Origin of the sequence: Kocuria marina (assembly GCA_014652975.1) — a bacterium.
Taxonomy (GTDB): Bacteria; Actinomycetota; Actinomycetes; order Actinomycetales; family Micrococcaceae; genus Kocuria; species Kocuria marina.
This window is the reverse complement of record BMZV01000003.1, coordinates 196389-217416: the sequence shown is the minus strand read 5'-3', so window position 1 is coordinate 217416 and position 21028 is coordinate 196389. Positions and strand designations below refer to the sequence as shown.

Sequence of the window (21028 nt, the reverse complement as noted above, 5' to 3'; positions counted from 1 at the left end):
GGCCTCCGCGCGGGCGGGACGGACCCGCCCGCGCGGCGTCGTGGTCACCCGCGCGGGCCGCTCCACAGCGACGCCGGCCACCAGTCGGCGCGCAGCCGCCCGCCGCGCGAGGCCCGCTTCCGGAACTCGTCCCGGACCAGCGTGAGGTCCTCCGGCGTGGTCCGCGGGGTCCAGCGGGAGTCCGGGGCGCCGTAGCTCGCGGATTCCAGGTCCGCGACGAGGTGATCCACGGCGGTCTGCGCACCCGGTAGCCCCGCCGCGAGCCGGCGCGCCCGCACGCGAGGCGTGTCGGACGCGGGGGAGGTGACGCCGTGGTCCTCGGCGAGCGCGCGGAACTCGTCCCACGCGGCGTTGGCCCGGCGCTGCGGGGTCAGGGACGCGTCCTGCAGTGCCGCGAGTCGCGCCCGACGACGCCGCCCGCGCACCACCCGCGGCGCCGCCGCGAGGGCCAGCAGCGCGAGCAGACCGAGCACCCCGGTCACGAGCCACCACGGCACCGCAGCGGTGGTCGGCGCCGCCTCGTCCTGGGGTGATGGCTCCTGCGAGGGGTCGTCCCCCGGTTGCTCGCTGGGTTGTTCACTCGGCTGATCGGACGGCTGGTCGGAGGGTTCCTCGCTGGGCTGTTGCTCGGGCTCGTCGCTCGGCGCCGCGGTCTCCTCCGGGGTCTGCGAACCCTCCCCACCCTGGTCCTGGGCCGAATCCGGCGCGTAATCGGGGGTGCTGGGCACCCCGGGGGTGGGCTCGAAACGGACCCAGCCCACGCCCTCGAAGTACAGCTCGGGCCACGCGTGGGAATCGCCCGTGCTCACGGGGAAGGAACGGCCGCCGTCCGGGTCCTCGACCGGGGCGGTGGGCAGGTAACCCACAGCGACCCGCGCGGGGATACCCACTTCCCGGGACATGAGGGCCATGGCCGGGGCGAAATGCCCCGAGTACCCCGTGCGGGTGCGCATGAACTCGTCGAGCGATCCCATCCCGCCGGCGTCGTAGCCCTGGGCGAGCGGGGCGGTCACGTCATAGCGGAAGTCGTCGCGCAGGTGGTTCTGGATCGCGAGGGCGCGGTCGTAGTCCGTGTCCGCACCCTCGGTGAACGTGCGCGCGGCGTCCGCGACCGATTGCGGGCGGTTCGCGGGCAGCCGCAGGTAGTCGCTGAGCTGCGGGTCCGACGCTGCCGACGGTGCCGTCCGCAGTGCCTCCGGGGTGGCTCGTGACAGCGCGAACGTGATCGTGTACTCGGCCCCGGACATTCCCGTGGACTCGCTGAAGATGGACAGGTCGCGGGGATTCCACGCCCACCCCTCGTCACCGAGTCCACTCACGGCCACCGGGGCGTAGGGTGCGGGCAGCCAGTGCTCGGAGAAGTCGTCGAACATGACCTTGGCCGAGACCTCGGTGCCGCGGGGGACCGGGTTGCGCGCGGCGTCGGCCAGACCCGACAGATCGCCGTCCAGGTTCTCGACGTCCGGGAACCACTCGTCCTGGTCGAAATCGGAAAGGGTGAGCAACCGCATGTATTGGGGCTGGTCGTCCGAGGTCGTGTAGGAGAACCGCCGGGTGTGCTCGTCCGAGCGCAGGTCCTGACCCACCGCGCGCAGCGGGCCCACCCCGGAGGCGCGCTCGGCGGTGAACGAGCTGCCCTGTGGGAAGGCCCCGTTGAAGAATCCGGGCATGACCGCGGGGACGAACAGCACCACCGCGAGTACACCGGCGATGACGAGCAGGGCGCGGGGGAGTCCTCCCGGGGTCGGGGCGATGCGCTGGGCGCGCGTGGCACCCCAGAACCGTGAACCGGCCAGCAGCGCCAGGGCGGCGAGCGCGGCCGCGGCCAGACCGAGGGCAGTGACGCTGCCCGGCAGGGTCAGCGCGGGGAGCACGAGCAGCGCCAGGACCCCCAGGCATGCGAGCCCGGCCATGCGTAGGCCCACGAGCACGGTTTCCATGAACACGGTCACCAGCCCCACCAGGGTGCACAGCACGAAGGCCAGCCCGGGGTTCGGGCCGTAGGGGGCGGCGTCGCGGGAGATGAAGTCGCCGGAGGAACGCCACAGCTCACCGGCCGCGGTGAAGGTCTCCCCGGTGGGGATGAAGCCCAGCAGGGCGTGGGAAGGCAGGTGCACCACGGTCAACGCGAGCAACAGGGCGGCCAGGCCCAGGACCGTGACGAGCGGTGAGGGCACGCGCAACCAGCGGGCCGCGCCCGTGACCACGAGCACCGTGAGCACGGTGGCCGCCACGGAGGGCAGCCACCACAGGCCATTCAGCGCCCCGGCCATGCCCACGCAGCCCAGGGCGATCGCGGTGAGCAGAAGCAGACTGAGTTCGATCACGCGGGGCCGGGGCGGACGCGCTCCCTGGATGTGCTGATCGTGCGGAGTGCGGGAGTGGCCGGCGGAGCTCCGGCCGTCCGGCGCGGCCCGGTGGCCGGTGGCGGCGGGGGTCACCGAGCGGCCCTGAGCCGTGGGCGCTGCGCTGGCGGTCGCAGCCGCGGCGGGGGTCCCCGCGGAGGTGGCGTCGTGGTCCGCGTGGGGCGTGGGATCGGGGGCGCTCATGCGGTGGCCCTCCCTCGGGCGTGGCCCATCATCTCGTCCATGCGCAGCTGTCGGGTACCGGGGTCGGGCGGCGGCGGAGTCAGCAGGGTGGCCCCGCGGGTGGTCGCGAGCCATGCGGCGTCCACGTCCGTCCAGCGCGTCACCAACACCACGGACCACCCCGCGGACTCGAACACCGCGGCGCTGTCGGGGCGGTGCGCGGGGGCGTCGATCACCATGATGACCGAACACACCGTGCTCGCCGCCGCTGCCGTGACGTAGCGCCGCGCGGCCGCTGGGGAGAGTCGGCCCGTGAGCAGCAACAACGGGTGGGAGAGCCCCTCCCGTTCGAGGCGCTCGGTCAGGGGATCGGTCGACGCCTCGGATTCGGGCCGGCTCACGAGGGCCGCTCGGGAGAGGCCGTGGACGACTTCCGTGGCGGTGTCGTCGGTGACGTCCGTGTCCCGCAGGTCGGCCACCGGTGCCTCGCCGCGGGGCATTGCGCGGCCCTGGTCGTCGAGCGCGTGCACCACGGTCTCGCGGCGCGTGAGGTGCTCGATCACGGACGCCGCCGCGCGCACCGCCCACTCGAACTCCTCGGTGGATTCGAGCACACCGGCCCACACACGAGCGCCCGGCCAGTGTTCGGCCGCGGAGTCCAGGACCACGACGGCGCTGCGCGTGCTGCGCGGGTCCTCCTGGCGCACCATGAGCTGGCCGTGCTTGGCGGACGCCGCCCAGTGCACCCGGCGCATGGGGTCACCGTGGCGGTACTCGCGGGTCATCACGTTGTCGGGTCCCGGTTGCGGTTGGGCGCGCCGGGACGGGTCGTTGCCGGATTCACGCGCCATGGTGACCCCGTGCTCGGTGAGGTCCTCGGGTTCCGGGGCCACGTACAGCGACGTCCGCTCGGCCACGTCCAGCAGTTCGGTCACCACGCCGAACGGGTCGCCCACGCGCACCGTAGCCGGACCCAGTTCGTGGATCCCCCGACGCCGCGGGCGCACCGTGTACGTGACCGGCGCCCCGGACACCGGTACCGAGACGTCCTGGTCCCGGCCCAGCAGGGGGTCCACGGTCTCGTGCACGTCCACGGCGGCGACGGCGCTCGTGCGGCCCGAGCGGAGGGTGCCCCTGCGGTCCGCGTCGGTGGTGTCCGGGCCTGCCCCGCGGCCGGGGTTCGCGGCATCCGCCGGGCCATCGCCCATGCCACCCGTCAGGCCGCCTCCTGCCGTGCCCATATCGTGGACCGCGGGGTCCACCGGGTCGTGGGTGGAGCCTGCTCGAGCGGCACCCGAGGTACGGTTGCGCGCGGAGAAGGCGGAGCGACGTCGTACGCGCAGGGCCACCTGGGCGGCGTCGCCGAGCGTGACGAGCGGCGGGTCCACCGAACGTTTGAGCAGGACGCGAGGTTTGACGAGCCACATGGCCAGGGAGGACAGCAGCGGCACCATGCCCAGGAACAGGGACAGCGCCAGGACGTCCTTGCGGCCGAGCCACGTGGCGGCGGCCAGGCACAGCACGGCTGCCGCCAGGAAACACCACCCGCGCACCGTGAACTTGGCGCGTGAATCTACCCGCGCCTCGGGAGCGGCGGCCTTCATCGGGTCTGGGGGGCGTCTTCGGTGGGGACGCGGACGTCGGAGAGGATCGTGCGCACGATGTCCTGGGCGCTGTCCGCACCCGAGCGACGCTCGAGGAGCAGGCGGTGGGAGAGTACGGCCACCGCGACGTCCTTGACGTCGTCCGGCAGCACGTGGTCGCGTCCGGCCAGGGCGGCCTGCGCGCGGGCGGCCGCCTGCAACTGCAGGGCCGCGCGGGGGCTCGCCCCCAGGCGCAGGTGCGGGTGCGTGCGGGTGGCCTGGCACAGTGCCACCACGTAGCGGCGCACCGGGGTGGACACGTGCAGCGAGGCCACGTGGCGTACGAGGTCGCGGGCCTCCTCGATGTCCACGACCGGCCCGAGACCCGTCAACGGGGAGCCTGCGCCGTGATCGCGCAGCATGGCGACCTCGGCGTCCGCGTCCGGGTAGCCCATGGAGATCCGCGCCATGAACCGGTCTCGCTGGGCCTCCGGGAGGGGGAACGTGCCGTCCATCTCCACCGGGTTCTGGGTGGCCACGACCATGAACGGTTCGGCCAGCCGGTACGTGGTGCCGTCCGCCGTGACCTGGCCCTCCGCCATGGCCTCCAGCAGCGCGGACTGGGTCTTGGCCGAAGCGCGGTTGATCTCGTCCCCGATCACCACGTTCGCGAACACCGGGCCGGGTTTGAACTCGAACTGGTTGCGGGTCTGGTCGTACACCGACACACCCGTGATGTCCGTGGGGAGCAGGTCCGGGGTGAACTGGATCCGGTTGATCGTCCCACCCACCGCGCCGGCCAGGGTACGGGCCAGCATGGTCTTGCCCACGCCCGGGACGTCCTCGACCAACAGGTGGCCGCCGGCCAGCAGGGTCAGCAGGGCCGTGCGGGTCTCGGCGGGTTTGCCGTCGATGACCGAGTTCATGCGGTCAAGGATGGCCTTGGTGCGGGCGGCGAACTGCTCCATTATTTCCTCGTCTCACGGGCAGGGGGATCCGGGGGTGTTTGTCCCCATGTTCGCAGGTATTTGCCAGGTGCGGGTGCATTGCGAACGGGGTCGGGGCCCCTTCCTCACCGAGCGGCGCACGGATGCGGTTGCCCGGGGCCGGGCGGGAGCGCGTCATCTATCGTGGAGGGGTGATTGAGACACCCGTATCCGAATCCGTGTGGGACCACGCAGCCCGACCCGAGCCCGTGGCGGGACAGACGCCCGAGGCGTACACCGTGGAGCGGTACGCGGTCGCCGATTCCGGTGACGACGTGCCCAACGGTGAGGGCACGGAGCGTCGTGCGCACACGGATGCGCAAGGACGACGTCGCAATCTCACGTTCCCTGCGCTGCCGGAGCCGTTGCCGCACCCCGTGGTGGACAACCACACCCACCTGGACATGCAGGACGGGTTGGTACGGGTGTCCGTGGTGGATGCGATGGCCACGGCCAGGGACGCCTCCGTGTGCGGGGTGGTCCAGGCAGGGTGCGACGTGGAGTCGTCGCGATTCGCGGTGGCAGCGGCGCAGACGGTTCCGAGGGTGCTGGCAGCGGTGGCGCTGCACCCGAACGAGGCCCCTACCTTGGCCGGGTCGGGTGTCTCCGGAGACCTGGATGCACCGGCTCCGGCAGGTGACGGCTCGGCGAAGGGGTCCGGAGCGGGGCGCTTCGAGTCCGATGGACCAGGGGGAGTTTCCGCGGCTGGGCGTTTCACGGGGGCACGCGACGCGGGCTCAACGGGCGGGCGCTCGCTGGACGAAGCGCTCGCGGTGATCGATGAATTGGCGGGGCAGCGTAGGGTGCGCTGCGTCGGGGAGACGGGAATGGATCGTGTGCACACCCCGGAGTCGGGGTTAGCGGTGCAGGAGGAGTCGTTCCGGGCGCACATCGAGATAGCCAAGCGGCACGGGGTGGCCATGCAGATCCACGACCGTGAGGCACACGAGGACGTGGTGCGCATCCTCCGTGATGCCGGGGCTCCCGAACGTACGGTGTTCCACTGCTTCTCGGGGGACGCGGAGCTCGCGCGGTTGTGCAACGAGAACGGGTGGTACATGTCGTTCGCGGGAACCGTGACGTTCAAGAACGCGGCACCGCTCAAGGCAGCGCTGCGGGAAGCGGATCCGGGGCTCGTGCTGTGCGAGACGGATGCGCCGTTCCTCACGCCGCACCCGTTCAGGGGCCGGCCCAATGCGCCGTACATGGTCAACTACACGGTGCGGGGGATGGCGGAGATCCTGGACACAGACCTCGAGGGGCTGTGCCGGCGGATCTGGGAGAACTCGGAGCGGGTGTACGGGCAGTTCTGAATTCGGAACGGGTGTGCGGGCAGTTCTGAGGGGCTCCCACCCCGCCCCGCGCCCCATCCACCATGCCCACCCACACCCTGCGCCCACTTGGTTTCTCATGCGTGCTCCCACAACCAGCCCACCCACCTCCCCACCGCGGCAACCGGGCTGCACCACACCTGTGCCCCGAAAAAGCAAGGAGCGAGGCGGATCCGGTGTCGTTTCGGGGCACAGATGTTTGCGAGATCGGGGGCGTGAGGTCATCCGCACTCCCCATCCAGTCCAGGCCCTCCGATTTTTAGGTCGTCCGTTCCTAGATTCCTGGCATGGACTCACGAATCACTGCCACTTACCGAGGCCCACGACCTCTCGTGGCCACTTCCGGTGAACTGGGTCGGCGGAAACACCAGCTGACCCGTGATCCTTCGATGCATCAACTGGCCCACGGGCTGTGGTGCCGCGCCGATTCGCCCCCGGATCACGTGCAACGGGCCATGTTGCTGCAACGTCATCTCAACGGCCCTGGATCGTCCGTCCGCATCACGGGAATCACCGCGCTACAAGTCCTTGGGATTCCGATCGGGTCCCACTATCGATGGGCGGATCGGGCGCTGTGTCATCCCGCGCCCATGATGTCCCGCTGGGCACTCACCGCCGCACTGGATGCGTTGCTGGTGCATCGTGATCTGAGGCCGGTGGACTCGACACCCGCGTGGACGTCTCAATCCTGTGGGGAGCCGCTCTCGCTGGCGGACATCTACTCGGCATTGGAGACGCTGCCTCCCACATCCCGTGCGGTCATGGCGGTGCGCACGGCATTGAAGAGCACGCAATTTCCCACGCTTTCTCCCATGGAGACCTTGACGCGGTTGATGCTGTTGGCGTGTGGCCTGCCGTGTCCAGTTATGAACTTTCGCGTGGACACACGCCTGGGTTACAGCCTGCTCGACCTCGCGTGGCCTGAACACAAGACAGCCATTGAGTTCAACGGGCGGGTGCACAGCGAGAACCACCACGCGTACAAGAACGAGATGTATCGCAACGAGGTGCTCCGAGATCTGGGGTGGACACTTCGCATCATCGTGTTCGATGATCTCCGAGATCCCGCCCGCTCAGTCGAGTGGCGCACCTGGTTGGGGCGCCAACTCTGGGTCGTGCCCCGTTTCCCGGCAGCAGGATCTCGCGCTCGCACATCCGTGTCCCGAAAAGGCATCCATATCCCGTGATCGGTGTCGTTCTGGGGCACACGTGTTGTGCAGTGGGATTGCCGCGGGGCCCAATGAGGGTGGGAGGGAAGGTTCAGGTATGGGGGAGTGAGCGGGGCGGGGGCGCGGGCACAGGTGCGGGTGCGGATCGCGCAGGCACGCCACGTAGGATTGACCGGTGACCGAGCCCAGTACCGACGGCCCTCTCCTAGGCCCCGCCGAGATTCGAGAACTCGCCGAGCAAGCGGGGATCCGCCCCACCAAGACGCTCGGTCAGAACTTCGTGATCGATCCCAACACCATCCGCCGGATCGTGGCCGCCGCCCACCTGGGGCAGGACGAACACGTCCTGGAGGTGGGGCCCGGCCTGGGGTCGTTGACGCTGGGGCTGCTGGCGGCGTCGTCGTCGGTCACGGCCGTGGAGATCGACCCGCCCCTCGCGCGGCAGCTGCCCCAGACCGTGGAACGGTTCTTCCCGAGCGCTGCGGACCGGTTGTCCGTGGTGGAGGCCGACGCCGCCCGCGTGCGTGAGCTGCCCGGCGAGCCGACCGCGCTCGTCGCGAACCTGCCCTACAACGTGGCCGTGCCGGTGCTGCTGCACATCCTGGAGACCTTCCCGACCGTGCGCCACGGGCTCGTGATGGTCCAGGACGAGGTCGCTGACCGATTGGCGGCCGGGCCCGGGTCGCGCGTGTACGGCGTGCCGTCCGTGAAGGCCACCTGGTACGCGCACGTGAGCAAGGCCGGGGTGATCGGCAAGAACGTGTTCTGGCCCGCCCCGAAGATCGCGTCCGGGCTCGTGCGCTTCGAGCGCCGCGAGCCCCCGGTCGCCGAGTCGCTGCGCCGGGACACGTTCGCGGTGGTAGACGCCGCATTCGCCCAGCGTCGCAAGACCTTACGGGCGGCGCTGAGCGGCTGGGCGGGGTCCGGTGCCCGCGCCGAGGAGATCCTGCGCGCCGCCGGTGTGGACCCCGCCGCGCGCGGTGAGCGGCTCGACGTCGCCGACTTCGCCCGGATCGCGGCGGCCGCCGGGACCGTAAGTTCAGAGGGGACGGAGGAAGTGGCCGGAGCCGATAGCCGACCCGGAGAAGTTCCGGGGAACCTCACGACTCCACGAACCGCGTCTGCCACTGGGACGGCGCCGGACGAGCACCCCGCGGAAGCCGTTGAGACCGCGCCCCGAGACCGGTCCGGAGTGAACGACGTACCTGCCACCGACCCGGGGGAGCACCCATGAGCCCCACACCGACCCGGGTCCGCGCGAGCGCCCCGGCCAAGACGAACCTCGTGCTGCACGTGGGCAGCCCCACCCCGGAGGGTTACCACCCCCTGGAGACCCTCTTCGTGGCCGTGGACCTGCGGGAAACCGTGACGGCCGCCGTGAATCCCGCGCTCGCCCGTCGTGGGGTGGGGATCCGCATCACCGTGGAGGCCGAGCGCGGTAGCGAGTACGCCCGCATGGTGAGCGAGGGAACCGCCCGCCTCTCCGATGTCCCCCTGGACGGGACGAACCTGGCCGTGAAGGCCGCGCTCGCGGTGTGTGAGGCGCTGGACGTTCCCATGCCCGGACTCGAGCTGCATGTCCGCAAGGCCGTGCCGGTCGCCGGCGGCATGGGCGGGGGATCCGCGGACGCCGCCGCCGCGCTCGTGGCGGTCAACGACCTCGTGGCCCGCCACGCGGGCATCGCCCCAATGGATACGGACGAACTCCTCCGACTGGGCGCCGGCCTGGGCGCCGACGTGCCGTTCATGCTCCTGGGAGGTGCCGCGATCGGCCGCGGCACGGGAACCGAGTTGGAGTCGGTGGCTGCGGAGGAGCAATTGCATTTCGTGTTCGTCCCCCAGGACCAGGGCCTGTCCACACCGGCCGTGTACCGCCAGTGGGATGCCAACCACACGGTGACGAACGCGTCGACGAGGAGTGCCCCGCGCACCGGCATCGCCCCCGACCCCGTCCCCACCGCGGTGCTCACGGCCTTGGCCGACGCGGACCCCGATGCCCTCGCCGCCCGGATCCGCAATGACCTCCAGGGCCCCGCGATCCAGTTGCTACCCGAACTCGAGGGGCTGCTCAACCACGGCGTGGAACTGGGTGCGCTCGCCGGATGGGTCTCCGGGTCGGGCCCCACGGTGTGTTTCCTGGTGCGCTCGCGGGATGCCGCGCGCCGCCTCGTGCTCGACTTTGTGCGGGAACACCGCCACGCCCTCGCCGTGGGCGGCCCCGTGCCCGGCGCGCGGGTCGAATCGCGAGAATGAACCCGCCCGCCGGGGTGTCCCGGGGCAGAATCGGGTCAACGTAGGCGCGTCACCACGGTTTCGAGGTCTGGGCCGGCCCGGGCGGTGCACTCCCCGAGCCCCCGGGTGAGGAGTCAATCTTGGCCATCCGTCCGCAGCAGGTCCATCCCGTTCCCGAGCCACTCGTGCGCGCACTCGAGGCCCTGCGTCACGAGCTCAACATCCCCGACGACTTCCCACCGGCCGTGCACGACGCCGCCGTGGCCGCTGCCGCCGCACCGCGCCTACCGTCTCTGGACCGCACGGACCTCGAGCTCGTCACGATCGACCCGGAGGGCTCCCGGGACCTGGACCAAGCGGTGCTCATCGGCACCGCGGATACGGGTTTCACCGTGTGGTACGCGATCGCCGACGTCGCCGCGTTCGTGCACCCGGGCGATCCGATCGATGTCGAGGCCCACCGCCGCGGCCAGACCCTCTACGCCCCGCACCAGCGCACGCCGTTGCACCCTCCCGAACTCTCGGAGGACGCCGCGAGTCTGCTGCCGCACACCGTGCGCCCCGCCGTGCTGTGGGAACTGGGGCTGGACGAACAGGGCGCACTCCGCAGCACATCGGTGCGGCGGGCCCTCGTGCGTAGCCGCGCCCAGCTGACCTATCGAGAAGTACAGGATCGGCTGGACGCGGGGACCGCGGGCCCGTCCCTCACACTGTTGCGCACCGTGGGGCAATTACGGGAACGGATCGAACGGGAACGCGGCGGGGTGAGCCTGCGCATCCCCGAGCAGGAAGTGGTGATCGATCACGAGCAGTGGCGCGTGGTCCACCGCAGTGCGCTGCCCGTGGAGGGGTGGAACGCCCAGATCTCGCTGCTCACGGGTATCGCCGCCGCGCAGTTGATGCTCGACGCCGGCACGGGCCTGTTGCGCATCTTGCCCCGCGCGGCCGACTCCGCGATCCGCAAACTGCGGGCCACGGCGGCCGCCCTGCGCATCCCGTGGCCCGAGGACGTCAGCTACCCGGAATTCGTGCGCGCACTCGATCCGCAGCTCGGGACCCACGCGGCCATGCTGCACGCGTGCACCCTGTTGTTTCGGGGGGCCGGTTACGAGGCGTTCCACGGCGCGGCCCCGGAGCATCGCGAACACTCGACCCTCGCGACGTCGTACGCGCACGTGACCGCGCCGCTGCGCCGACTCGTGGACCGCTACGGGAGCGAGGTGTGCCTCGCGATCAGCGCCGGGAACCCCGTTCCCGAATGGGTGCTCGAGGCGCTGCCGCAGCTGCCGGCCGAGATGGAGGCGTCCGCGCGCAAGGCCTCGGCGTACGAGCGCGGGATCGTGAACATGGTCGAGACGCTGGCGCTGTCCGCGCACGTGGGCGAGGAATTCACGGCCACCGTGGTGGAGGTCAAGGACGACGGCGCTCGCGGCACCATCATCATCCGCGAACCTGCCGTTGAGGTCACCCTCAAGGCCCCCGTTTTGCCGCTCGGCAAAGAGGTCCGGGTGCGTCTCGTGCGGGCCGACGTCGCGGAGGGCGGCGCCGAGTTCGAACTCGTGTCCGACGTCGCCGGGTGACGCCGCCTGGTCCGGTACCTCGTCGCAGTGACTGGTCAGGCGGCGTCGTTAGCCTGGGAGAGAAGTGATGACGAACGACAGGAGGCAGTCATGTCCGTGGTGAAGATCAATGCCATCGAGGTCCCCGAGGGTGCCGGCGCCGAGCTCGAGGCCCGGTTCGCGGCGCGCAAGCACGCGGTGGACGGTGAGCCCGGTTTCGAGGGGTTCCAGCTGTTGCGCCCGGTCGCGGGGGAGGGCCGCTACTTCGTGGTGACCACGTGGGCCACCCAGGAGGACTTCGAGGCGTGGCGGGACGGTAATGCCAAGGGCGCCCACGCCGGGGGTCAGCGCAAACCGGTGGCCACGGGTGCGTCGCTGCTCGAGTTCGAGGTCGTGGACCTGTAAGGCTCCCGGACTGGATCGGCCGGGAAGCGGCCGCGGTAGTAGCTGGGCGTGACGCCGAAGTGCCGCACGAACGCGCGGCGCAGGGTTTCGTCCGTGCCGAAGCCGGACAGTCGCGCGGTGTCCATGACGCCGTGCCCGCGGTCCAGCAGAGATTTGGCGGTTTCGACCCTGACCTGTTCCACGAATTTCCCCGGCGATACGCCCAGCTCCGCGGTGAACAGCCGGCTCAGATGGCGCACGCTCATGTGCGCGCGCCGGGCCAGCTCCGCCACCGGGGGTGCGGCCGCGGGGTCGCTCACGATATCGGCGCATAGCTCGCGCAGGGGAGCGGATGACGGCGCGGGCCAGTCCAGCGCGGCCGAGAACTGGGACTGCCCTCCCGCGCGCTGCATGTAGACCACGAGTTCCCGGGCCACGCCGTGGGCCAAGTTCCGCCCGTGGTCCACGGCCACGAGTGACAGGGCGAGGTCGATCCCGGACGAGATGCCCGCGCTCGTGAACACGGCTCCGTCCCGCACGTACAGCTCGTCGGGGTGTACGGTCACTACCGGGTAGCGGCGGGCCAGCTCGGCGGCGTGACGCCAATGGGTCGTGGCCCGGCGTCCGTCGAGCAGGCCCGCCTCGGCCAGCGCGAACGCCCCGGTGCACACGCTCGCCACGCGGTCGCTATGGTCGGCGACGGCGCGCACTGCCGTGACGACGCCGTCCGGCACCGGGCGCGTGGCGAGGGATTCTCCACCGGTCACCAGCAGCGTGCCGATCCGGGGTGCGCCCTCCAGATCCGCGAGTGATTCGGTCGCGATCCGCGCGCCCACCGACGTCTCGACGTCTCCGCCGGACGGCGAGACGAAGCGCACCGCGTAGTCGGCACCCGCGGAGTTGGCCGCGGCGAAAACCTCAGCGGGTCCGGAGACGTCCAGCAGGGTGACCCCGGGGAACAGCAGAACGACGACGTGATGGCGGGCTGTCATGTGTTCAGTATGTCCGAATCCGAGGGGTTCCTGTCACTGTGGACCTGGCGGACGGGTGTGCAGCGAGCCCACAATGGAAAGGTGGGGCAGCGCGGCTCCTCAGCTGCAGCGGCCCCTGCCCGCCCATGCACGGCCCGCCCAGAACAGGAGTCAGCTCATGACCGACACCATTTCCGGCATCTCCGTCCCTGACAGCAAACTCGCCCGGGAGATCACCGAGTACATCCGGGACAACGAGGACGACCTGCTCTACCACCACTCCCGCCGCGTGTTCTTCTTCGGCGCGCTCGTGGGGCAGGCCCAGGACCTGAGCGTGGACCACGAGCTGCTGTATGCGGCGGCCATGTTCCACGATCGCGGCCTCACGGATACCTACTCCGACTCCATGCTGCGTTTCGAGGTGGACGGCGCGAACGAGGTCCGCGAGTTCCTCCTGGAACGCGGTGCGTCGCAGGAGCGGGCGCACAACGCGTGGCTCGGGATCGCGCTGCACACGACCCCCGGGGTGCCCGAGTTCATGGCCCCGGAGATCGCTCTCGTGAGTGCGGGTGTGGAGACGGACGTGCTGGGCATGCACTTCGACGAGCTCACGGACGCCCAACGGCAGGCCGTGGTGGAGGTCCATCCCCGCCCGGACTTCAAGAACCAGATCCTCAAGGCGTTCAACGACGCCAACGTGCACCGCCCGCACTCCACGTTCGGGAACATGAACGCGGACGTGCTGGAGCACTTCGACCCGGAATTCAAGCGCGACAACTTCGTGGAGATCATCAAGGCGAACCCCTGGAGCGAGTGAGCTCCGGCTCGCTCGTCTACTCCAGCGCCTCGCCCAGCTCGAGCCATCGCAGCTCGAGTTCGTCCAGCTGCTCCTGCAGTTCGGACTTCTGCGCCGCCAGCTTGCCGAGCCCTTCGAAGTCCGAGGGGTCCGCGGCGGCCATGGTCCCGTCCAATGCCTCGATCTGCTCGCCGAGTTTCTGCATCTTGCGTTCGACGGCGCCCAGTTCCTTCTGCGCGGCCCGCGCCTGCGCGCCGGACAGCCGCGGCTCGGAGGGGGCGGCGCCGTCGGAGGCAGGGGCAGTGCCAGAGGAGGAAGAGGACGCCGCAAGCGGGTTGGACGCCCCGGAGGAACCGGCTGCGGTGCCGGACGCCGCGGTCGCCGAGAGGTTGAGGTACTCCTCGACCCCGCCGGGCAGGTGCCGGAACCGGCCGTTGATTACCGCGTACTGCTGATCGGTCACCCGCTCCAGGAGATAGCGGTCGTGGGAGACCACCAGCAGGGTCCCGGGCCACGTGTCCAGGAGATCCTCCATGGCGGCGAGCATGTCCGTGTCCAGGTCGTTGGAGGGCTCGTCCAGGATCAACACGTTGGGCTCGTCCAGCAGGATGAGCAGCAACTGCAGGCGCCGCTTCTGTCCACCCGAGAGGTCCTTGACCGGGGTCTTCAGCTGCGCGGACGAGAACCCCAGCCGCTCGAGCAGTTGGGTGGGGGTCATCTCCTTGCCGTCGGTCACGTAGGAGGTCTTCTTCCGGGCGACGACGTCCGAGACCCGGTCGTTCGCGACGTCCTCGAGCTCGGCGAGCTGCTGGGTCAAGGTCGCGATCTTGACGGTCTTCCCGCGCTTGACCCGCCCCGTGGTGGGCTCCACGGCACCCGTGACGAGCCCCAGGAGCGTGGACTTGCCCGCGCCGTTGACGCCCAGGATGCCCGTGCGCTCCCCGGGGGCGATCAACCACGTGACGTCCTGCAGCACGCGTGTCCGCCCGGAGGCGCCAGGCGAAGAGGCGCCCGACGAAGCGGCAGTCGCGGCGCCGTCGTCGTCCGCGGAAGGGCCGGACGGACCGGACGAACCCGCGGAACCGGAAACGGCGGGGGAGGGGAACTCCACCGACACGTCCTCGATGTCCACCACGTCCTTGCCCAACCGGGACACCGCCATGCGGGACAGCGACACGGAATCGCGCGGCGGCGGGACGTCGGAGATCAACTGGTTGGCGGCGTCGATGCGGAACTTGGGTTTGGACGTGCGCGCGGGTGCCCCGCGGCGCAGCCATGCGAGCTCCTTGCGCATGAGGTTCTGCCGCTTCTGCTCCACCACGGCGGCCTGCCGGTCGCGCTCCACGCGCTGCAGCACGTACGCCGCGTACCCGCCCTCGAAGGGTTCCACGATCCGGTCGTGGACCTCCCACGTGTCGGTGCACACGGCGTCCAGGAACCAGCGGTCGTGGGTCACGACCACGAGCGCGCCGGCGTTCCTGGACCAGCGGTTATTGAGGTGTTTCGCGAGCCACGTGATGCCGTCCACGTCCAGGTGGTTGGTGGGCTCGTCCAGGAAGATCACGTCCCAGTCGCCGGTCAGCAGGCTCGCGAGCGCGACCCGGCGGCGCTGCCCGCCCGAGAGCTGCCCCACGGGGGTGTCCCAGTCCACGTCCGAGACGAGCCCGGAGATCACGTCCCGCACCTTGGGATCCGCGGCCCACACGTAGTCGGGCACGTCCCCCACCACGGCGTGGCCCACTGTTTGGTCCGGGTCCAGCGTGTCGGCCTGGTCGAGCATGCCCACGGTCGTCCCGCTGCGCACGGTCACCCGCCCGGAGTCCGGTGCGATGCGCCCCGCGAGCAGTCGCATGAGAGTGGACTTGCCGTCCCCGTTGCGACCCACGATCCCGATCCGGTCGCCCTCGTCGATCCCCACGGTGACCGAGTCGAACACGGTCTTGGTGGGGTACTCGAGATGTAAGTTTTCTCCGCCGATCAGATGAGCCACCCGGCAAGGATACAAGCGCGCACCGACGGGCCGCGGCGTCGTCCCCCCGTCCCACGGGCGTGCGAGACTGTGTGCCATGCACGACGCAACAGGACGCGGGGAGACGCCCGCGGGAACCGTCCTGGACGATCCCCAGGGCCTCGCTGCGGCGGTGGCCCGGATCCGTGAGTTCCCGGGGCCGGTGGAGATCACGATCGGCGGGGACCACCCCGTGGGGCCGCACATGGGTTCGCTCGTGCGCCGCCAGACCGCTCTACGCCTGCGCGAGGCCGGCGCGGAACCCCTGTTGTTGCGCGCGCCCGTGGCCGTGGACGACGACATCCCCGACGAGGGCGTGCTCGCGGCCGTGGACGACGCCCTGGAGCTGTGTCGCGGTGTGGGCGCCGGGTGGCTCGTGCTCGCCCTGGGCGGGGTGGCGCACCGGGGGCGGCAACGGCGGCGGCTGTACTCGATGCTCGCCGCGCTCGCGGAAGCAGCGTCCCACCGCCAGGTCAAGCTCATGGTGCAGAACAGCACGATCGTGGAGGAAGTGGGCATGCTCATGGCCCTGCTGGACCGCGAGTACGACAACGGCACGCTGGACGTCACCGCCCCGGACGTCACCTCCATGGCGTGGGACGTCTCGCGTTCCCGGGCCGCCGGACAGGCCGACAACGCCGCGTGGGAGTACGTGCGCCGCGCCGCCGCACGCGCCCCCGTGCTCGTGCGCGGGATCACCGTGGAGGACGCCGAGACCCTGTCCCGGGGGCTCCCCGGATTCGAGGAGAACCGTGCAGCGGGGCGGGTTCTGCTCGTGCTGACGCGCTGAACGCAGATGATAAAGTGACGTCTCGTGCGTCCTCCGGGCGCACGCACATGTTGGCGCCCGCGGGTGACAACGCTCCGCCATGGTGTAATTGGCAGCACACCGGCCTTTGGAGCCGTGAGTCTAGGTTCGAGTCCTAGTGGCGGAACGCACGATACATCGAGGCGTAGATGGCCCCCACCGCCTCACGAGCAACCAGAGGAGTCTGCTCCGTGAGCACCATTGACACCGCGAGCACCGGGCAGAACCCCGCCGCCGTCATCGTCCTGGCCGCGGGTAAGGGCACCCGCATGAAGTCCAAGACCCCCAAGATCCTGCATGAGATCGGGGGTCGTTCCATGCTCGGCCACGCCTTGAAGGTGGCCCGCGAGCTCGCGCCGCAGCGCATCGTGGCCGTGATCCGTCACCAGCGCGATCTCGTGGCCGAGCACATCGCGGCCGTGGATCCCGAGGTCCTGACCGCGGACCAGTCGGACGTCCCCGGTACCGGTTCCGCCGTGGACGCGGGCCTCGAGGTCCTCGACGCCGAGACCCCCGTGAGCGGCACTGTGCTGGTGACCTACGGGGACGTCCCCCTGCTCATGGTGGACACGCTGCGCGAGTTCGTGGCGCACCACGACTCCCACGGCAACGCCGTGACGGTGCTGACCGCCGATCACCCCGAGCCCGGCAAGTACGGCCGGATCCTGCGGGACGAGCGCGGCGAGTTCGCCGAGATCAAGGAGTTCAAGGACGCCACGGACGCCGAGCGTGCCGTGAGCGAGGTCAACTCCGGGATCTTCGCGTTCGACGCCGCGGTGCTGCGGGATGCGCTCTCCCGCGTGGACACCGACAACGCCCAGGCGGAGAAGTACCTCACGGACGTCCCGCGTCTCGCGCGCGAGGCCGGCCACCGCGTGGACGCCCTCAAGATGGCGGATTACATGGAGCTCGAGGGCGCCAACGACCGCGTCCAGCTCGCGGCACTGGGGCACTACCTCAACCAGCGAACCCTGGAAATGCACATGCGCAACGGGGTGTCCATCGTGGACCCCGCGACCACGTGGATCGACGACACCGTGGAGCTCGAGGCGGACAGCACCGTGCTGCCCGGGACCCAACTGCATGGGCGTACGCGGGTCGCGGAGGACGCCGTCGTGGGCCCCGACACCACCCTGACCGACGTGATCGTCGGCCGCGGAGCGCGCGTCACGCGCACCCACGGCAGCGATTCCGAGCTGCGCGCGGGCGCCACGGTGGGCCCCTTCGCGTACCTGCGCCCCGGCACGGTCCTGGGCGAGGACGGCAAGATCGGCACGTTCGTGGAGACCAAGAAGGCCACGATCGGACGCGGCTCCAAGGTCCCGCACCTGTCCTACGTGGGGGACGCCACGATCGGGGAGAACTCCAACATCGGCGCGGCCTCGGTCTTCGTGAACTACGACGGCGTGGCCAAGCACCACACCAGGATCGGCAACGACGTCCGCATGGGTTCGGACAACATGTACGTGGCCCCCGTGACCGTGGGCGACGGCGCCTACTCGGGTGCCGGGACCACCGTGCGCAAGGACGTCCCCGCCGGGGCCCTGGTGCTCACGGAGGGCAAGCAGGTCATCGTGGAAGGATGGGTGCAGGAGCACCGTCCCGGAACCGCGGCGGCACGCGCGGCCCAGGCCGCTCAAGACTCTGACCGCGACGACCACGCCTGAGTCCGGGCGCACGGCACGCGAGCAGTGATCCACGGGAATTCAAGGAAAGCGAGTTCACATGACCGGCATCACCAACACGGGTTCGAACCGCATGGTTCTGCTCTCGGGTCGGGCCCATCCCGAGCTCGCCAACAACATCGCCCGTGAGCTGGGCACCGAACTGGTCCCCACGGACGCGTACGACTTCGCGAACGGTGAGACCTACGTGCGCTTCGGTGAGTCGGTGCGCGGCGCGGACGCGTTCCTGATTCAGTCCCACCCCGCTCCCATCAACCAGTGGTTGATGGAGCAGCTCATCATGCTGGACTCCCTCAAACGGGCATCCGCCAAGTCCATCACCGTGGTCAGCCCGTTCTACCCGTACGCGCGCCAGGACAAGAAGCACCGCGGCCGCGAGCCCATCTCCGCTCGCCTGATCGCGGACCTCTACAAGACCGCGGGCGCGGACCGGCTGATGTCCGTGGACCTGCACACCGCGCAGATCCAGGGTTTCTTCGACGGACCCGTGGACCACCTCATGGCCATCCCGCTGCTGAGCGACTACGTGCGCTCCGTGGTGGATGTGGACAACGTGACCGTGGTGTCTCCGGACACCGGCCGTGTGCGCGTGGCCGAGCAGTGGGCCGAGCGCCTGGGCGGTGCCCCGCTCGCGTTCGTGCACAAGACCCGGGACATCACCGTGCCCAACCAGGCGGTGTCCAAGGAGGTCGTGGGCAACATCAAGGGCCGTACGTGCGTGCTCATCGACGATATGATCGACACCGGCGGAACGATCACCGGCGCCGTGAAGGTGCTCAAGGACCAGGGCGCGAAGAACGTGATCATCGCGGCCACGCACGCCGTGTTCTCCGGTCCCGCCGTGGAGCGGTTGTCCTCGTGTGGCGCGGACAAGGTGGCCGTGACCGACACCCTGCCCGTGCCCCCGGAGCACCAGTTCGAGAACCTCGAGGTGCTCTCGATCGCCCCGCTGATCGCCCGTGCCATCCAGGAGGTCTTCGAGGACGGATCGGTCACCAGCCTGTTCAACGGCCGCTCCTGACAACCGCCGGTGACCGCTACGACGCGGTTTCCGGTACGACGAAGGCCGGGGCGGCACACGCCACCCCGGCCTTCGTCGTGCTCGGGAGTCGTGGTGTCCGGGGCGCATCACCCCGGACACCACGGCATCACAACCGGCTGATCCGGGTCCCGCCGTAGACGGTGTTGTACCCGATCACGTATCCGTTGGAGAACTGCTGACGGATCTCGTAGCCCGCGCGGTACTCGTCGGTCGTGGGATAGCCCAGGCCGCGCTCCATACCGGACTTCGCCCAGCGCTGACCGATCGCGCCGTACTCCTTGATCGCGTGCGAACCCGTGCGCGGGGACCACATGAGCTTGGTGGACTTACCGGACGGGGTACGGAAGACCTGGTAGGCCCCGCCCGCCAGCGAGCGCTCCTCGGTGATCGGGAAGCCGTAACCGCGTTCCCGTCCGGCGCCGATGAACTTCCCGCCGATGCTGCTCGTGTTGCGCACCATGTGCCCGCCCGTGGTGCGGTGCCAGTACGCGGTGGACTTCACGCCGTTGCGCACGAACTCTTGGTACCGGCCGCCGTTCGCGGCGTTGGCCTCGGGGCCCACCGGGGTGCCCCACTTCGCGGCGCCGCCCGTGGCGCGGTAGATCGCGCCGATGCCGCCGGCCACGGAGTAGCCGGTCGCGCGCCCGCCCAGCGGCTTGTAGCTCGACGACGATGCCAGGGCCTGCAGCTGTGCCCACGAACCGCCGTACACGTTCGAATCACCCGAGAAGGGCCCGCTGTCCGTGTACTGCCAGATGTCGTAGCGCGACCAGCCGTTGGGGTACCACTGGGGTGCCATGACGCCGTAGGACGCGAGGTGCAGGGGGTGGTCGTTGAACTGCGCCGTGTTGCCCGTGCAGGTCTGCCACCAGTCCGCGGTCGTGTAGATCGCGGGCAGTCGACCAGTGCGCTGCTTGTAGCGGTCCGAGAAGGACTTGATCCACGCGGTCATCTGCGGCTGGGACATGTTGTAGCACGTGCCACCCAGGGAGGCGTACGGGTTGTACTCGATGTCCAGCAGGCCGGGCAGGGTCTTGCCGTCCGAGGACCAGCCGCCGCCGTTGTTGATGAAGAAGTCCGCCTGGGCGGCACCCGAGGACTGTGAGGGCAGCGCGAAGTGGTACGCGCCGCGGAACATGCCCACCTCGTACGAGCCCGTGTATTGGTCGTTGAAGGCCTCGGAGTGATAACCGGTCCCCTCGGTGGCCTTGACGTAAGCGAAGCGCGCGCCGGCGGCGTATTCCGCGCTCCAGTTCACAGCAGGCTGCCACCCGGAGACGTCCATGCCCTGGATCCCGGTGGGGATCCAGTTGTTCTCCCGGATCACGAGGGACATGGAACCGGCCGGGCCGATGCCCGTGGTGCCCGCGGCCTGCGCGGCGGCACTCGCGGTGGCCTTCGGGTTCGCGCTCGCGGACGGCGTGGCGGGGGTCTTGGGCGACGGCGCCGCGGTCGACGGCGCGGCGGAGGGTTTCGCCGCCTCGGGGCCGAGGACGTTCTCGGCCACCTTGTCGAGTTCCTTCTCGGACGCCTCCGAGAGGTTGGTCGTGGTCGCCATGGACTTCATCTTCTGGCCCATGGTCGCGCCGGGATTCTTGTCACCGGTCTTGGGCGGGGCCGTGGGCAGCTGGGGGTCCTTGACAACCGTCTCGAGTTCGTGGGTTTCCACGGAGACCACTTTCCCCTTCTCGGGATTGAGGTTCTCCGCGGGATCGTTGGCCGCCGTGGCGGGGATGAAGGTGGTCAGTGCCAGGACCGCGGCGGTCACGGCAGCGGGCAGCACTGATTTTCGGGGGGAGATCATACGCGTAGCCTTTACTGCGTGTGGGGGGAGCCACTCATTGGGGGGAAGGCGAGCGGCCAGGGGGACGCACTAGAAAGTGTAAGTGGTCACCCAGGAATTTGATGTATCTCACACGCAACGGTCATCACGATTGCATTTCGAG

16 protein-coding genes and 1 tRNA gene are annotated in these 21028 nt (G+C 70.1%); 11 read left to right on the top strand and 6 right to left on the bottom strand.

What is annotated here, in order from left to right:
- Positions 1-44 precede the first annotated feature (44 nt).
- From IE157_RS08725 to IE157_RS08710, 3 genes are read right to left on the bottom strand one after another with little or no spacing between them, the layout of a single operon-like run.
- Positions 45-2549: a transglutaminaseTgpA domain-containing protein gene (locus IE157_RS08725; protein ID WP_318281404.1), complete on the bottom strand. Its 2505-nt coding sequence runs from the start codon at positions 2547-2549 to the stop codon at positions 45-47.
- Entirely contained in the window at positions 2546-4132 is a 1587-nt protein-coding gene (locus tag IE157_RS08720; protein WP_241181041.1) for a DUF58 domain-containing protein, read from the bottom strand. The genes IE157_RS08725 and IE157_RS08720 overlap by 4 nt, the downstream gene beginning before the upstream one ends.
- On the bottom strand, positions 4129-5079 hold the full coding sequence (locus IE157_RS08710; protein WP_098053364.1) for an AAA family ATPase: 951 nt from the start codon (positions 5077-5079) through the stop codon (positions 4129-4131). The genes IE157_RS08720 and IE157_RS08710 overlap by 4 nt, the downstream gene beginning before the upstream one ends.
- Positions 5080-5249: 170 nt before the next feature.
- Between IE157_RS08710 and IE157_RS08705 the strand changes: the two genes are divergently transcribed.
- The 6 genes from IE157_RS08705 (at position 5250) to IE157_RS08680 (ending at position 11793) form a co-directional block, all read left to right on the top strand.
- Positions 5250-6410 (top strand): TatD family hydrolase, encoded by a 1161-nt coding sequence (locus tag IE157_RS08705; protein WP_193519743.1) that lies wholly within the window; start codon positions 5250-5252, stop codon positions 6408-6410.
- A 350-nt stretch (positions 6411-6760) separates the two neighbouring features.
- Positions 6761-7615, top strand: a complete 855-nt coding sequence (locus tag IE157_RS08700; protein ID WP_193519742.1) for a hypothetical protein — start codon at positions 6761-6763, stop codon at positions 7613-7615.
- Positions 7616-7772: 157 nt separating this feature from the next.
- Positions 7773-8831, top strand: coding sequence for a 16S rRNA (adenine(1518)-N(6)/adenine(1519)-N(6))-dimethyltransferase RsmA (gene rsmA / locus IE157_RS08695; RefSeq protein WP_193519741.1), 1059 nt, complete (start codon positions 7773-7775; stop codon positions 8829-8831).
- Positions 8828-9850 carry a 4-(cytidine 5'-diphospho)-2-C-methyl-D-erythritol kinase gene (locus IE157_RS08690; protein ID WP_193519740.1) on the top strand — a complete coding sequence of 341 codons (1023 nt, stop codon included), beginning with the start codon at positions 8828-8830 and terminating at the stop codon, positions 9848-9850. Before rsmA ends, IE157_RS08690 begins: the two co-directional genes overlap by 4 nt.
- A gap of 119 nt (positions 9851-9969) precedes the next feature.
- On the top strand, positions 9970-11409 hold the full coding sequence (locus tag IE157_RS08685; protein ID WP_193519739.1) for an RNB domain-containing ribonuclease: 1440 nt from the start codon (positions 9970-9972) through the stop codon (positions 11407-11409).
- A gap of 90 nt (positions 11410-11499) precedes the next feature.
- The gene (locus tag IE157_RS08680) at positions 11500-11793 is read left to right on the top strand and encodes an antibiotic biosynthesis monooxygenase family protein (protein ID WP_193519738.1); all 294 of its coding nucleotides are present in this window, start codon (positions 11500-11502) and stop codon (positions 11791-11793) included.
- Here the strand turns inward: IE157_RS08680 and IE157_RS08675 are convergent.
- On the bottom strand, positions 11733-12764 hold the full coding sequence (locus IE157_RS08675; RefSeq protein WP_193519737.1) for a GlxA family transcriptional regulator: 1032 nt from the start codon (positions 12762-12764) through the stop codon (positions 11733-11735). The two genes, IE157_RS08680 and IE157_RS08675, sit on opposite strands and share 61 nt — an antisense overlap.
- 157 nt (positions 12765-12921) lie before the next feature.
- Between IE157_RS08675 and IE157_RS08670 the strand changes: the two genes are divergently transcribed.
- A complete protein-coding gene (locus tag IE157_RS08670; protein ID WP_085106954.1) occupies positions 12922-13560 on the top strand; it encodes an HD domain-containing protein in 639 nt (212 codons plus the stop codon).
- A gap of 16 nt (positions 13561-13576) precedes the next feature.
- Here the strand turns inward: IE157_RS08670 and IE157_RS08665 are convergent, their stop codons facing one another.
- Positions 13577-15529 (bottom strand): ABC-F family ATP-binding cassette domain-containing protein, encoded by a 1953-nt coding sequence (locus IE157_RS08665; protein ID WP_193519736.1) that lies wholly within the window; start codon positions 15527-15529, stop codon positions 13577-13579.
- Between the two features lie 76 nt (positions 15530-15605).
- Between IE157_RS08665 and IE157_RS08660 the strand changes: the two genes are divergently transcribed.
- The 4 genes from IE157_RS08660 to IE157_RS08645 all read left to right on the top strand — a co-directional run bounded on the left by IE157_RS08660 (position 15606) and on the right by IE157_RS08645 (position 19061).
- A complete protein-coding gene (locus IE157_RS08660; protein WP_193519735.1) occupies positions 15606-16337 on the top strand; it encodes a hypothetical protein in 732 nt (243 codons plus the stop codon).
- Positions 16338-16410: 73 nt separating this feature from the next.
- A tRNA-Gln gene (locus IE157_RS08655) sits at positions 16411-16482 on the top strand.
- A gap of 64 nt (positions 16483-16546) precedes the next feature.
- Positions 16547-18022 (top strand): bifunctional UDP-N-acetylglucosamine diphosphorylase/glucosamine-1-phosphate N-acetyltransferase GlmU, encoded by a 1476-nt coding sequence (gene glmU, locus IE157_RS08650; protein ID WP_404820623.1) that lies wholly within the window; start codon positions 16547-16549, stop codon positions 18020-18022.
- Between the two features lie 58 nt (positions 18023-18080).
- Entirely contained in the window at positions 18081-19061 is a 981-nt protein-coding gene (locus IE157_RS08645) for a ribose-phosphate diphosphokinase (protein WP_064847154.1), read from the top strand.
- Between the two features lie 127 nt (positions 19062-19188).
- On the opposite strand, the gene IE157_RS08640 is transcribed toward IE157_RS08645, so the two are convergent.
- Complete coding sequence (locus IE157_RS08640; protein ID WP_193519734.1) at positions 19189-20886, bottom strand: GH25 family lysozyme; 1698 nt, start codon at positions 20884-20886, stop codon at positions 19189-19191.
- Positions 20887-21028 lie beyond the last annotated feature (142 nt).

What these genes read in the sequence shown, in the direction of transcription:
- IE157_RS08640 (WP_193519734.1), bottom strand. Translation starts at nt 20,886, where the DNA reads ATGATCTCCCCCCGAAAATCAGTGCTGCCCGCTGCCGTGACCGCCGCG.
- IE157_RS08720 (WP_241181041.1), bottom strand. Translation starts at nt 4,132, where the DNA reads ATGAAGGCCGCCGCTCCCGAGGCGCGGGTAGATTCACGCGCCAAGTTC.
- IE157_RS08725 (WP_318281404.1), bottom strand. Translation starts at nt 2,549, where the DNA reads ATGAGCGCCCCCGATCCCACGCCCCACGCGGACCACGACGCCACCTCC.
- IE157_RS08660 (WP_193519735.1), top strand. Translation starts at nt 15,606, where the DNA reads ATGCACGACGCAACAGGACGCGGGGAGACGCCCGCGGGAACCGTCCTG.
- IE157_RS08670 (WP_085106954.1), top strand. Translation starts at nt 12,922, where the DNA reads ATGACCGACACCATTTCCGGCATCTCCGTCCCTGACAGCAAACTCGCC.
- IE157_RS08710 (WP_098053364.1), bottom strand. Translation starts at nt 5,079, where the DNA reads ATGGAGCAGTTCGCCGCCCGCACCAAGGCCATCCTTGACCGCATGAAC.
- IE157_RS08675 (WP_193519737.1), bottom strand. Translation starts at nt 12,764, where the DNA reads ATGACAGCCCGCCATCACGTCGTCGTTCTGCTGTTCCCCGGGGTCACC.
- IE157_RS08690 (WP_193519740.1), top strand. Translation starts at nt 8,828, where the DNA reads ATGAGCCCCACACCGACCCGGGTCCGCGCGAGCGCCCCGGCCAAGACG.
- IE157_RS08645 (WP_064847154.1), top strand. Translation starts at nt 18,081, where the DNA reads ATGACCGGCATCACCAACACGGGTTCGAACCGCATGGTTCTGCTCTCG.
- IE157_RS08680 (WP_193519738.1), top strand. Translation starts at nt 11,500, where the DNA reads ATGTCCGTGGTGAAGATCAATGCCATCGAGGTCCCCGAGGGTGCCGGC.